The 13753-nt window shown below is 24.2% G+C and carries 15 protein-coding genes; 12 read left to right on the top strand and 3 right to left on the bottom strand.

Translation table 4 applies throughout. The annotated features are described in order from the left end of the window. Window positions 1-34 precede the first annotated feature (34 nt). Window positions 35-214, bottom strand: a complete 180-nt coding sequence (locus SLITO_RS04320) for a ferredoxin (RefSeq protein ID WP_075058541.1) — start codon at window positions 212-214, stop codon at window positions 35-37. Between the two features lie 88 nt (window positions 215-302). Here SLITO_RS04320 and SLITO_RS04315 point away from each other — a divergent pair, with 88 nt between their 5' ends. From SLITO_RS04315 to SLITO_RS04290, 6 genes are read left to right on the top strand one after another with little or no spacing between them, the layout of a single operon-like run. After that, entirely contained in the window at window positions 303-998 is a 696-nt protein-coding gene (locus tag SLITO_RS04315) for a hypothetical protein (RefSeq protein WP_075058540.1), read from the top strand. A gap of 9 nt (window positions 999-1007) precedes the next feature. Next, a complete protein-coding gene (gene cmk, locus SLITO_RS04310) occupies window positions 1008-1670 on the top strand; it encodes a (d)CMP kinase (protein WP_075058539.1) in 663 nt (220 codons plus the stop codon). 11 nt (window positions 1671-1681) lie between these two features. After that, window positions 1682-2995 carry a ribosome biogenesis GTPase Der gene (gene der / locus SLITO_RS04305; RefSeq protein ID WP_075058538.1) on the top strand — a complete coding sequence of 438 codons (1314 nt, stop codon included), beginning with the start codon at window positions 1682-1684 and terminating at the stop codon, window positions 2993-2995. 4 nt (window positions 2996-2999) lie between these two features. Further along, window positions 3000-4001 carry an NAD(P)H-dependent glycerol-3-phosphate dehydrogenase gene (locus SLITO_RS04300; protein ID WP_075058537.1) on the top strand — a complete coding sequence of 334 codons (1002 nt, stop codon included), beginning with the start codon at window positions 3000-3002 and terminating at the stop codon, window positions 3999-4001. A gap of 23 nt (window positions 4002-4024) precedes the next feature. Then, the gene (locus SLITO_RS04295) at window positions 4025-4300 is read left to right on the top strand and encodes an HU family DNA-binding protein (RefSeq protein ID WP_075058536.1); all 276 of its coding nucleotides are present in this window, start codon (window positions 4025-4027) and stop codon (window positions 4298-4300) included. A gap of 51 nt (window positions 4301-4351) precedes the next feature. Then, the gene (locus SLITO_RS04290; RefSeq protein WP_075058535.1) at window positions 4352-4903 is read left to right on the top strand and encodes a DnaD family protein; all 552 of its coding nucleotides are present in this window, start codon (window positions 4352-4354) and stop codon (window positions 4901-4903) included. Here SLITO_RS04290 and SLITO_RS04285 read toward each other — a convergent pair. Beyond that, on the bottom strand, window positions 4875-5366 hold the full coding sequence (locus SLITO_RS04285) for a Holliday junction resolvase RecU (protein ID WP_075058534.1): 492 nt from the start codon (window positions 5364-5366) through the stop codon (window positions 4875-4877). The two genes, SLITO_RS04290 and SLITO_RS04285, sit on opposite strands and share 29 nt — an antisense overlap. A gap of 92 nt (window positions 5367-5458) precedes the next feature. Then, the gene (locus SLITO_RS04280; protein ID WP_075058533.1) at window positions 5459-5644 is read right to left on the bottom strand and encodes a hypothetical protein; all 186 of its coding nucleotides are present in this window, start codon (window positions 5642-5644) and stop codon (window positions 5459-5461) included. A 669-nt stretch (window positions 5645-6313) separates the two neighbouring features. On the opposite strand from SLITO_RS04280, the gene SLITO_RS04275 reads away from it, so the two are divergent. From SLITO_RS04275 to SLITO_RS04255, 6 genes are all read left to right on the top strand, one after another. Then, window positions 6314-8329 (top strand): hypothetical protein, encoded by a 2016-nt coding sequence (locus SLITO_RS04275; RefSeq protein WP_075058532.1) that lies wholly within the window; start codon window positions 6314-6316, stop codon window positions 8327-8329. A gap of 153 nt (window positions 8330-8482) precedes the next feature. After that, window positions 8483-9454, top strand: a complete 972-nt coding sequence (locus SLITO_RS04270; RefSeq protein WP_083433378.1) for an IS3 family transposase — start codon at window positions 8483-8485, stop codon at window positions 9452-9454. Further along, window positions 9435-9587: a hypothetical protein gene (locus SLITO_RS06035; RefSeq protein WP_158500654.1), complete on the top strand. Its 153-nt coding sequence runs from the start codon at window positions 9435-9437 to the stop codon at window positions 9585-9587. The genes SLITO_RS04270 and SLITO_RS06035 overlap by 20 nt, the downstream gene beginning before the upstream one ends. A gap of 121 nt (window positions 9588-9708) precedes the next feature. Further along, window positions 9709-11067: an FAD-dependent oxidoreductase gene (locus tag SLITO_RS04265; RefSeq protein ID WP_075058531.1), complete on the top strand. Its 1359-nt coding sequence runs from the start codon at window positions 9709-9711 to the stop codon at window positions 11065-11067. A gap of 168 nt (window positions 11068-11235) precedes the next feature. Beyond that, window positions 11236-13158 carry a hypothetical protein gene (locus SLITO_RS04260; RefSeq protein WP_075058530.1) on the top strand — a complete coding sequence of 641 codons (1923 nt, stop codon included), beginning with the start codon at window positions 11236-11238 and terminating at the stop codon, window positions 13156-13158. Window positions 13159-13339: 181 nt separating this feature from the next. Continuing rightward, complete coding sequence (locus tag SLITO_RS04255; RefSeq protein WP_075058529.1) at window positions 13340-13717, top strand: hypothetical protein; 378 nt, start codon at window positions 13340-13342, stop codon at window positions 13715-13717. Window positions 13718-13753: the final 36 nt, after the last annotated feature.

Raw genomic sequence — 13753 nt, 5'->3', positions numbered from 1 at the left:
AAGATAATAAAAAGCATATCGAAATATGCTTTTTTTATTCATTAACTTTTACAGCGCTTGTAGGACATACCATTTGACATTCTTTTAATTCAAGATCATTTTCTTTAGCTTCTGCTAAACCATCTTCATCCATAAACAGTGTATCAGTTTCATCCATTTCTACACAAGCCATACAACCGATGCATAAATCTTTATCAATTCATGTTTTTTTCATTTAGTTATCTCCTTTTATATTAATATATTACAATAATTTCATTTATTAAATCATTTAATTTATAATAATAAAAGCATAGAGGTGTAATATGGCAATTCAATCAAGAATGGAAAAAAATAAAAAACTTCATGAAGAAGTTAAAAAAGATATTGTTTATAATAGACAATTACAAAATGATAAATCTATAATTTATTCTGCATTTGAAAGATTAAAAGAAATTGATTTCAATTTTTTTAAAGATAAATTAACAGAATTTGATAAAAAACACCAATTTGAAAAACCATATCTTGATAAAGATTCTTCCTCTAGTTTTTTACCTGATGAGTTAAAATATGAACTTAAAAGAGAAATTGCTGAACTTAAAAAAATAAATGAAAACAGTTTAATAAGTGAAAATGAATATAATAGCGATTTAACAAATGAAGTTGAAAATATTTCATTAAAAAATGAAAAGTATATTAGATATTTAAATAATCTAAATTTGAGCCAACAAAATTTTCAAAAAAATATTGAAAAACTTAAAAACAAACAATCAAAAGGTTTTAATGCTGCTCAAGATATATCTATGACAACTGTTCAGCAAATGAGAACTCAAGATAAAAGACCAACTCACCATATGCTAGTTGATGTACAAGAAAAGGTTGAAAAATCTCAAGCAAAAGTTTTAAAATCATATGTTAGCAAAGTTAAAAAAAGAGGAATGAAATGAGTCATACCAATTTTAGTTGTGATAATACTGATTATGATGGTTTCAATCTTAGTACCAGTATTTATCGATTTTTAAGGAGTATAAATGATAAAAAATATTAAAATAGCAGTTGACGGTACAGCAAGTAGTGGCAAAAGTACGGTTATGAAAATTGTATCTGATAAATTGAACTTAAAATTTATTGACACTGGTCTTATGTATAGAGCATTTACTAAATATTGTTTAAATAATAATATAGACTTGAAAAATACATCAGAGGTTTCTAAAATGATTAGCTCTTTTAGTTATGAATTTAAAGATAATGAAGAAATACATGTAAATAATGAAAATTATAGTAATTTTTTATCAGATCTAGATGTTGTTGAAAATATTAAGTATATTGCAAATAATACTTTAGTTAGAAATTATATGGTTGAAGAACAAAAAAGTATAGCAAGCAAACAAAGTATAATTATGGTGGGTAGAGACATAACAACAGTCGTACTTCCTAACGCAGATTTAAAAATCTATTTTGATTGTTCAATTGAGGCACGTGCAAAAAGAAGATTTAATCAAAATAAAATTAATAATATTGAACCAAATATTTATAAAGATATTTATCAAAGTATTGAAAACAGAGATAAAAATGATAAAAATCGTGAACAAGGATCATTAAAAATTGCAAAAGATTCATGAACAATTGATACAAGTGATATTTCAATTGATGAAGCAGTTATTTTAGTTATTAATAAAATTAAGAGTCTATAAAAGGGGAATGTATGAAAAATAAAGGTATTGTTGCAATTGTTGGTAGGCCAAATGTTGGTAAATCAACTTTATTTAATAGAATTATAAGAGAAAAAAAATCAATTGTAGAGGACGTACCAGGCGTTACAAGAGACAGATTGTATGGAGAAGCAGAATGATTAACAGTACCCTTTATATTAATTGATACAGGTGGAATAACTCTTCAAGACACAAAGTTTGCAAAAGAAATAAAAATGCAAGCCGAAATAGCAATTAAAGAGGCAGACTTAATTTTATTTGTTTTAAATTATAAAGACGGAATTTGTCCAGAAGATAATGCAGTACTAAAGATTTTGTATAAAACTAATAAACCTGTAATTTTAGTTATAAATAAATATGATAAAAAAGATGACTTTAATAATGCTTATGAATATATGTCGTTAGGAATGGGTGAACCAGTTTTAGTATCTTCAACTCATGGAATTGGTGTTGGTGACTTATTAGATAAAATAACTGAAAACTTACCAAAAGCAAATGAGGTTTTTGATAGTAAAAATGTTAAAGTATCAGTTGTTGGAAAACCAAATGTAGGAAAATCTAGTTTTGTAAACTCATTACTTGGTGAAAAAAGAATGATAGTTTCAGATATTCCAGGAACTACAACTGATTCAGTTGATAGTGAAATAAAATTCAATGACAAGGTTTATACAATTATTGATACTGCTGGTTTACGAAAAAAAGGAAAGATTTATGAAAATCTTGAAAAATATAGTTATATAAGATCGATTTCAAGTATTAATAAATCAGATGTAGTATTGTTGATGTTAGATGTTAGTTTACCAATCACAGACCAAGATTCAAATATTGGTGGGTTTGCTTTTGAAGAAAACAAACCAATAATTATAGTTGCAAACAAATGAGACTTAGTAGAAAAAAAAGACTCAAATAGTATGAATAAAAAAGAAGAAGAAATTAAGTCTTATTTTAAATATTTAAGTTATGCAAAAATATTATTTACATCAGCTACTGAAAAAGTTAGAGTAAATAAAATCTTTGAATTAATCGATACTATAAATAATAATTTAAAAAAACGTATAAAAACAAGTTTATTAAATGAAATATTCAATAAAGCACAATTAATAAATCCATCACCAAAACATAATGGTGGAAGGTTAAAAATCTATTATGGTTCTCAAGTTGAAGCTTATATACCAACTTTTGTATTGTTTGTTAATAATCCTAGTTTTGTACACTTTTCATATAAAAGATTTCTTGAAAATCAAATAAGACAATATTTTGATTTTACAGGAGTGCCTATAAAAATAATATTTAGAGAAAGGAAATAAAAATATGAATAAAAATATAACAATTATTGGAACAGGGGCATATGGAACTGTACTGGCAAATGTTTTAACAGATAATGGTCATAATGTTATTATGTATGGTGTAGAACAAAATCAAGTTAACGATATAAACGAAAATCATATAAATTCAACTTTTTTTAGAGATTATTTAATAAATGAGAACATTAAAGCAACAACAGATTTTGCGATTGCAATTGAAAAAGCTGAAGTTATAATTTTAAGTGTTCCAACTTTTGCAATTGAAAAATCACTAGATAATATAATTAAGTATTCAAAAAGAAAAGTTTCGATTATTAACATTGCAAAAGGATTGGATGAAGAAAAACTTGATTTATTAAGCAACAAAATTACAAATAAATTAAAAAATAAAGACATACTAGAAAACTATGGAGCATTATATGGGCCATCTGTAGCAGTTGAAGTTATTTTAAGAAAGCCAACTTGTGTAATGGCATGTAGCAAAAATATAGATTTTGCAAATCAAATTGTTGAATTGTTTAGCAATGAATACTTTATTGTTAAACCTACAACAGATGTTGAGGGTTGTGAGGTTGCCGCATCATTAAAAAACGTTATTGCAATTGCATCAGGTATCTTACAAGGCTATAGCGCATCAGATAATGCAAGAGCTTCTTTGATTACAATTGGTAATGCAGAAATATATCAATTTGCAAAACACTTTGGTGCGAAAATTGAGACATTTATGAATTTTGCAACATTAGGAGACTTAATACTAACTTGTTCTTCATTTAAATCTAGAAACTTTTCATTAGGTATGTCAATTGCAGAAAATAATAGCGCACTTACAGCACTAAAATATCATAAAAAAACCGTTGAAGGTGTAATGTCATCCAAGATAGCACACCTAATGATGGAAAAGTACAAAATAAATTCACCATTATTTGAATTAATGTATAAAATACTATACAATAATGTTAACCCTAGTATACTAATTAATAATTTTTTCAAGTATGCTAAGGTAGTATAGAACAATAAGGGGTAGATTTTACTATGACAAAAAAAGAATTATCAGAAAAATTATCAGTAAATTTTAGTACTTCTAAAGCAGAAGCAGAAAAAATGGTAAATTATATATTTGAAGAAATCACAAATGCTTTAACAAGTAAAGAGGAAGTTCAAATCGCAGGGTTTGGTAAATTCTTGACAAGTGATAGAGCAGCTCGTGAAGGTGTTAATCCAGCAACTGGTGCAAAAATTCAAATTGCAGCTACAACTGTGGCAAAATTTAAAGCAGCTAAACAATTGAAAGATGCAGTTGCTAAGTAGTTTTACAATATTAAAGGTTGTCTAGGCAACTTTTAATTTTTTTTTGAAAAAATGCAAGAACTATTTAAAAGCGGATTAATAAGCAAAAAAACCCTGTTAATTTTAAACTACTCAAAATTAAAAATAAGTGAAAATCAGTTATCAATAATTTTATTGATTATGGAACTTTCAAATGAAGATCAAAAAAACTTCACGCCTTCACAGCTTTCAAAATATATGAATTTGTCAAGTGAACAAATTGAAAATGAAATTTCACTATTATTAAAATCTAATCATATTAAATTAGTAGTTAAAGCAAAAAAAACCATACTTGATTTGTCGCCCTTATTTAATAAACTACTTGCAAAAATTGAAGATGAATATGCAAAATTTAAAATTAAAGAAAATTATAAAATAATAGAAACAAAACTTAATTACAAACTTAATGATAATGATATTGAAAAACTTGAAGAGTACTCAAGTTTTGGAATATCAATGTCAAAAATTGTATCAATTATTGATTCAATAGAATTATCAACATTAGATGATTTGTTTAAAGTGTTGGATTCAAAATCTAAAGAAAGCTCAGTAAAAATTACAATGTATAATTGATTAAATGATTAAATATTTTATTAAAATTAATATTTCCATTATCCAAGTCAATTTTTATATATTTTTCAGCAAATACCTCATATGGTATTTTTTTATTTTTTAAACTTAGTATATCAATTATATTTAAAACATATAATGATTCATATTTATGAAAATAAACCAAAATAAAAGCAAATCCATTATTTTCATGAACTTTTTTTAATTTAGTGTATTGATTTTTTCTTATATTTGTAACACTAAAATATTCTTTCTCAGTTTCTTTTGCTTCAAACTCAAAATAAAACCCTTTATATAAGCCAATGTAGTCACAAAAAGTATTATTTAATAATTTTGCTTTAATGACATTATTATTAACTTCAAATAAATTTGAATTAACAGGCATTTTATATATAAGACCTTCATTATTGATTTCAAGCATTTGAATTGATTTATTAATAATTGTTTCTAAAAATTTACCTTTATTTTTTAATATCATTTAATCACCAATATAATATACGACAAATTTTGAAAAAGTATGAATAAATTTGGAGTATATATGAAAATATCAAAATATATTTTTTTATAATGTTAAATTAGTCCAAAGTTTTGTTTTATATTAGATTTATTAATATCAACAATAAGTCCATCACCAAAAAACCCAGAATCAATCAATTTCGATAAATCACTTATAAATAAAATTGTCTTTTTATCAATATGGGTTTGTTTTAATAATTTTTTATTTGGTGTACTAAATTTAATATATTTAAAACACAAAAAATATCACTAATTGAATTACTGGAAAAAATAAATTTACTAAAATTACATGTGAAAACATAGTTTGTTTTATTTTATGCTTGGGAGGTTTATCTGCTAAAAATATACCAGGTTTTGATACATGATATAATATTTTAAATTCTCTTTTAAAATACTTTATTACTCCAATTTTAATAGTTGTGTTTTATATTTTATTGTGTAGAAAAATAATTGATAATAGAGAATACTTAATAAAATATTCTCGGTTTAACCTAATTATTATATGTTTATAATTAACAACATACGTTTTAACAAGAGTTTTTATACTTTTGAAATATGACCCCGAAAATGTAATGCGTCTTTTTCCGTACAAACAAATGGGTCCTAGACAAATTGGTATGTATTATTTTTATTTGGTATATTATCCTTAATTATTGAGTTCTGACTAATAGGTATATTTTGAATGTTATAACTAACATATCAATAAAAAAATATTTTAAGCAGAATAGAGGTATAAAATTAATATGCAAAAAATTTTAAATAATATAAAATAGACAACCTTAAAGAGACGAATTATTAAAAAATTTTTAAATAGTTGTTTCTACAGAAAGGGTGTTTTTTTATGCCAAAAATAATAGACAAAAAAATATTTATGTTATAATTACTTTATAAGTTTATTATGGAGGTAGTATGAAAAAATTAACAAAATTACTTTTATCTGTTTCTTCAATTTCAGGTATGACATCTTTTGCTGTTTCATGTGGCATGGGCGGTTTGCCAGGTGTAAATGGAAATAGTTCAAATCCAAATGGAAATGGAAATGGTAATAAACCAGGAACTGGAGGAACTACAGACCCAAATGGTGGAAATGGATCTAACCCACAAGGAGACTTTAAAATTTTATATGAGGAATTCAAAAAAGAAGTTGATAAGATTATAAGCCAACATCTAAATAAAAATATTTCAAATCTTTATGAACTAGATGAGGGAAATGGAAAATTAAATAACCAATTTTTAAGATTAAATACTTTAAAAGAAAAGAAAAAACCATTTGGAGAACCACTTGATCTTACTGAGGCAGACCAAATAGCCTTGACTGCTGATGCAAAAAAATTACTAGTTTTTGATGAATTGAATAATTTAATTAAAAAAGCTTTTGATGAGGAAAAATATAAGATTCTTAAACCAGATGAAGATACTAATAACTCTTTAGAAATAACATTCAAGTCATGCTTGATTTTATTTGCTGAATCAGAAGCAATAACAGCAGCGAATGTTATGTTTGATTATAAAATAAATGTTAGTTATAAAGATTTTAGTAATAATGTAAGTGTAGAAGGATTTGAAAATAGATTTATCTATGGTATTACAAATAGTGAGTTAGTAAATAAAACAGTAACTAATATATTTAATAATTTAAGAACTGAGGGTGTATTATTAGATGAAAAACATAAAGATTTATTAAAGATTACTCATGAAAAATTAAATATTGGTGATGAAAGAAATATTTGAATTTCTGAAGAAAAGTATAGTTCTTTATTAAAAAAATATATAAATGGAGATAATTTTAAAAAAAGTTTTATTGAGGATTTAAACAAAAATTATGAATTAGCTTCAAAAAATGTTAAATTTAAAATTAAAGAAGAAAGCGGCTCAGCACTTGAAGTATTTGATTCTTACTCTAATTTAAGTGTAATAAAAGGTGCTGAAGAAAATATTAATTGAAAAAGTTCAGATAAAATTAGTAATGATTATTCAGTTACAAATAATCAATTTTATGATTTTTTATTTAGAGAAAATAAATTAACTCAAAGTGATACTGCTTCACTTAATGGTGATAAAACAGCAGCTATAAATACAAATATATATGAATATTCAAAAAACAAATTTAAAGATATGTTTACAAATAATAATAAAGTTGTAGCAAATCTATTTAAAATAAGTGAAAGTCAAGTTGCTGATAAAGAAAATTTAAAAAATAATGTTAGAGTTGGAGAAGTATCTTTAAAAAATCTTCAATTACAAATTGGTTCAAGTTTTCTTCAACAATTACCTAATTTGAAATTGCTAACTTCTTTTTCTGCAGAAGACAAAAAAATTGAGTATAATTTAGCATCTACAAAATTCGATCAGGGTTTCTTTGACAAAAGTGCTTTATTTGCTTCTGTTTATAAAAATATTGCAAGTGGTATAAAAGCAATGAAAGATATTTATGGATTTAACGAAGATAATATAAATGAAAATTTTAAGGGTGATGGTTCTTTTATAACAGGAAAAAAAGAATATTATTGAAAAGGCTTGAGTATGTCAAATTTTAGTGGAATAACTAACAACTCCGGTTTAAATAAAAATGTTTGAGATTCATTTAATTTTAAAGATAATGATTTAAATGTTCAAAATACTCTTAATAAAAATTTATCATTAAAAAATTCTAATCAGAGCGAATTTCTAAATTATATTTTAAATTCAGGAGATCAAGAAATATACAACTGAAATTTTGATTGAAATAATATTATTTTACAATATAAAGATGATAAAACAGGTGCAATAATTAAAGAATTCAAAAATAACATAAAAAAATTATATGGTACTTTAGAACTTAATTTTTTAAACATAAAATTTGAAATTGATGAAAAAGTTACAGAGCAAAAACTTAGAGTTATGTCTAATTGATCTTATAAAGAAATTTCATTTTTAGGTAAATAATAATTTAAAAAATACTTTAATTGAACATATAAAATAAAATTGACAGTAAAAAAGTACTTTTATTGTTAAAATTTTATTGAAAGGTGTTCTTTTTATACGGTAAAACAATGAACAAAAAACGAAAAACTTAATATAATTAAGGAATCAAAAAAAATGGGTATTTTAAATGCGGCATTAAAGTTTGATATTAGTACTAGCACAATTAAAAGATGAAAATCAGAGGTAAAAGTTAAAGGTGAAGGAGCCCTTGAATGAGGTAGCGGAACACAGGCAAAAGGAAATATTAAAAAATTTAAATCTCATGATTGAATTTTTAAAGAACCTGATGATATGAGCGTTAAAGAATTAAGAGAGGTTTTGAAACTGGAACGAGCTTTAAAAAAGCATTTGGCGAAGACGACTAAGGAAAAGTACTTCGCCATTTTTAATGTTAAAAGAATGTTTTCTTTGAAATTATCTTGTTTATATTTAAAAGTTTCAAGGTATGGATATTTAAAATGACTTAAAAACGGAAAACCAAAGTATAAAAATTATAATAGAATTTTAGCAATTAAGATAAGATGCCTTTTTTACTTGTTTAAAAAAAGATATGGTTATAATATGATAACTTTATTTTTAAACAAATACTTTAAAGAAAGATTAAACCCTTGAGTTGTTTATAGATATATGAAAATAATGAGTTTAAAAGCAGTGAAGAAAAAGAAAGTTCCAAACTATGATAAATCAGGTCCATTAAGATTTGAAAATTTATTAAATAGAAACTTTAATTCTAAAAATATAAATGAAAAATGAGTAACAGATGTAACTTATATAAAAACTATTAATGGAAACGTATATCTATCTGTTATAAAGGATTTGTTTAATTCAGAAATTATTGATTGAAAGTTATCGGTTAGTCCTAATAATAAATTATGTCATACAAATTTAATAAGTTCTATTAAAAAAAGAGGTTATTCAAAAATAATTCATTCAGATCAGGAGGCACCATACACAAATGAAACTTGAGAAAGATTATGTAAAAATAATAATATAAATATTTCAATGTCAAGGAGAGGGAACTCCCCAGATAATGGTGCATGTGAGTCTTTTTTTGGAACTTTTAAAAATGAATATATATACATATAAAGTAAAAAAACTACATCACTCAAATATTTATAAAATTATCTCAGACTATATAGAGTTTTATAATTACGTTAGACCTTGTCTAAAGCATAAAAAAACTCCACACGAAATTCGCATGGAGAAAGCATCTTTTTAATATCAATTTTAATTGACAATTTCATTAATAGTATTTTTTTGTTTTATATAGTATTATTAATTTATATAAAAAAAAAATTTTAATAATTTTTTTAAAAGTAGAAAAAATTTTGGAGGTAAAAATGAAAGTAATAATTATTGGTGTTAACCATGCAGGAACAGTTGCTGCAAGAACTATTAAAAGATTAAATAAAAATATAGAAGTAGTTGCGTATGAAAAAAATGATTTAATATCATTTTTGGGATGCGGAATTGCTTTGTGGGTAAAAGGTGAAGCGAATGACCCTAATAAATTATTCTATGCTTCTCCTGAACTTTTAAAAAGTGAAGGAATAACAATTCACAAAAATCATGAATGAATTGGAATTGATGATAAAAACAAAAAAATTAGAATAAAAGATCTAGAAAATAATAAAGAATTTGAAGATAATTATGACAAATTAATTATTGCAACAGGTTCATGACCAATGTTACCACCAATTCCAGGTATTGATTTAGAAGGTGTACAAATTTGTAAAAACTACTATCATGCCAAAAAAATAAAAGCGGCAAATGATGATCAAAATATAAAAAATGTTGCAATAATTGGTGCAGGTTATATTGGTGTCGAATTAGTTGATGCATTTGTTGAAAGCAATAAAAATGTAACTTTAATTGATGTTGAAAATGCAATAATGCCGAACTATTTTGACGATGAATTGTCAAGTCATGTGCAAAAAAGAATGGACGACGCTAAGGTTAAAAGTTTATTAGGTCATAAAGTAGTTGAATTTATTGGAGAAAATGGAAAGTTAAAATCAATAAAAACTGATAAATCTACTATTGATGTTGAGTATGCAATACTATCAGTTGGGATAAAAGCACAAACTAAATTATTAGAAGGTATAGTTGAACTTGATCAAAAAGGAATTGTGAAAACTAATGAGTTTATGCAATCTTCAAATCCAGATATATATGCAATTGGAGATTGTGCTGAAGTTAAAAATATTACCCAACATAAAAATACACAAATTGCTTTAGCTACAACAGCTGTAAGATCAGGGATTTTAGCTGCAATTAATATTGCTACAAAAAATACCTTACCACAAATGGGCTTTACTGGAGCAAATGCAATTTCTGTTTTTGGATTTAATATGGCTTCAACAGGACTTTCAGAAAACTTTGCAAAAAAACTAAATATTGATTATGACTCAATTCTATTTACTGATAATGATAGACCTGAATTTATGAGTTCAACAAAGCCAGTTTGATTAAAGCTATTATGAGATAAAAAAACAAGAGTGTTAATTGGTGCACAAGTTGGTTCAGAAGTAAATCACACTGAAATTATTCATATGTTATCACTTGCAGTTCAAAAACAAATGACAATAGATGAGTTACCATTAGTTGATATGTTCTTTTTACCTCACTTTAATAAACCATATAATTTTGTTACACTAGCAGCTTTAGAAGTTCTTGGTTTAAACTACTTCAAAAAATAGTTTTTAAGATAAAACATAAATTTATTAAAAATCTAATTTATTAGATTTTTTTACATTATTAGACTTTTGTTAGATTCATTTAAAAATTATAATTTATATACCATAAATCAATAATTATACAATATTTTAACTATAAAATATTGTATAATAGTAAAAAGGGGTGTAATAATGAAAAAAATAATACGATTGTCGACTGCATTTATGTTTATTCCATCTGTTACCAGTATAGTTGTAGCTTGTGATGTGCTTAATAAAATTAATCCTCAAAAACCAGAAACAGATCCTCAAAAACCAGTAGAACCTGGAACAAATCCACAAGAAGAATTTAAAAAACTTGTTGAAGAATATAAAAAAGAATTACAAGAAAAAATAAATGAACATTTTAGAAATATATCAGCAAATTTATTTGAGTTGGAGTCTGATAAAAATCCAGCTAAATATGATTTCATTAATTTGGCCAACATTAAGAAAATGACAAATGGTGGTATAAATGTATCTGGATTTAATTTAACTTCTGATCAACAACAACAACTAATAAATGACTCTAAAAAAGCAATAGAATTTAATGACTCTCTAAAAAAAAGTTTATTAGAGGTTACAAGACAAGAAAAATATGTAGAATTAAATATACCAGGTTATGATATTAAAATCGATTACTTATCTACATTTAACAATTTAATAATGACATATAATGAAAATATTCAAACAACTATTATTTCAGGAACTGTAAATTATGGTTTCCAATTGAGTATCGCTTATTTAGATTATGATAAAAGTGAAAATTATATTAAATTTGATGAAAACTTTAAATTTAGTTTAACAAGTTCAGATAAAATATCAGAATCAATGACAATGATATACAATAAATTTATTTATGAAGCATTAACTGAATATGAATTAACTAATTTAATTAATACTAATAATTCATATTTATCAAGCGATAAACTTGAAAGATTCTATAAAGATTATTTTAATAATAATAAGATATCATTCCAAGAAAAACTAATTAAAACCCTTAATGAAAACTACAATAAATTAAACAATAATCCTGAAGCGGAAGTAAAATTTGTAATTAAAAAAAACATGGAAGATAAAGTGTTTACAAAATCACAAACTTTAGAAAATTTATCTGCAACTAATGTAAAAATTCATTGAAAAAATAATAAGGATTTATATGACAATATTTTCAGAACAAAAATTTTAGTTAATGATGAAACAGAAATAATTAACGATAAACGTACACAAGTTAATAAAAATATTTACAGTTTTATTAAAAACAATTTTTTAAACTATAATAAAAATTATTTTAATAAAAATGTAGAAACAATAAAAAAATATAAATCAGATTTTGAATATTCTGATTTAGAAAAAAATAAAAATTTATACACTTCATCTCATCTATTAAATATTATTTTATCGAATATCCAATTACAAATCGGTGACTTCTATCAAGATCTACCAGATTTAAATTTATTAAGTAATTTATCATATAAAAAAGATGAAAATGAAAATTATAACTTATCAAACCAGTCAAGTGGCGAAGATTTATTTGACAAGGGAAACGCCTTTTGAGTAGTATATCAAAATTTAGTTGATGGATTAAGCGGTTTTAAAGATGGTTTTGGTATACGTGAATACTCATCAGGTAATCAATATTATGAGCAATACAAAGATTTAAACCTTGTAGCTTTCACAGGGGGAGAAAAAGATTCTTATAATCAAAATCTTTGAGGTAGAATTTATGATCAAAGTAAAATTAATGCTTATTTAAATGAAGCATTAACAAATAACATAAAAGAATATGTTACAACAAAATCAAATCAAGATAAATGACTATGAGAAATGCCTTTTGATGAAGTTAAATTTAAAGACATACCAGCTCCAAGTGGTTGGGGATATGATTATAAAGGTGTTGAATATAAATATGGTAGTTGATATGATAATGTAAAAAATTATAAAAAAATAATGAAGTTTCAACAAAATTTTATTAATTTAGATATTGAAATTGACACTATATTTGGAGATGCAAATAATGCTAAAACCCAAGGTGAAAAATGAAATTATTACATACCTATATTGTATGTTGAATAATAGTTTATAAAAAATGCCCAATTTTAATTTAAGTTATTTATTTAATCTTAACAACAGGGGTATTTTTTTTACATATTTTTAAATATACATAAAAAAATGTATTTTTTAAAGTTATAATGCAAAAAATCATTGTATAATACTTAAAAAGAGGGGTGTAATAATCAAAAAACTAATAAGTTTTTTGATTGCTTTAATGTTTATTCCATCTGTTACTAGTATAGTTATAGCTTGTGATATGCTTAATAAAATTAATCCTCAAAAACCAGGAACAGATCCTGAAAAACCAGTAGAACCTGGAACAAATCCACAAGAAGAATTTAAAAAGGAATTACAAGAAAAAATAAATGAACATTTTAGAAATATTTCAAGCAATATGTTTGAACTAGAATCAGATAGTAAACTTACTAAATATGATTTCATCAATTTGGCAAATATTAAAAAAATGACAAATGAAGGCATAAATGTATCAGGATTTAATTTAACTTCTGATCAACAACAACTAATAAATGACTCTAAAAAAGCAATAGAATTTAATGACTCTCTAAAAAAAGTTTATTAGAGGTTACAAGACAAGAAAAATATGTAGAATTAAATA

The organism is Spiroplasma litorale, from assembly GCF_001267155.1.
Classification (GTDB): Bacteria; Bacillota_I; Bacilli_A; order Mycoplasmatales; family Mycoplasmataceae; genus Spiroplasma_A; species Spiroplasma_A litorale.
This window is presented reverse-complemented; position numbering and strand designations above follow the sequence as displayed.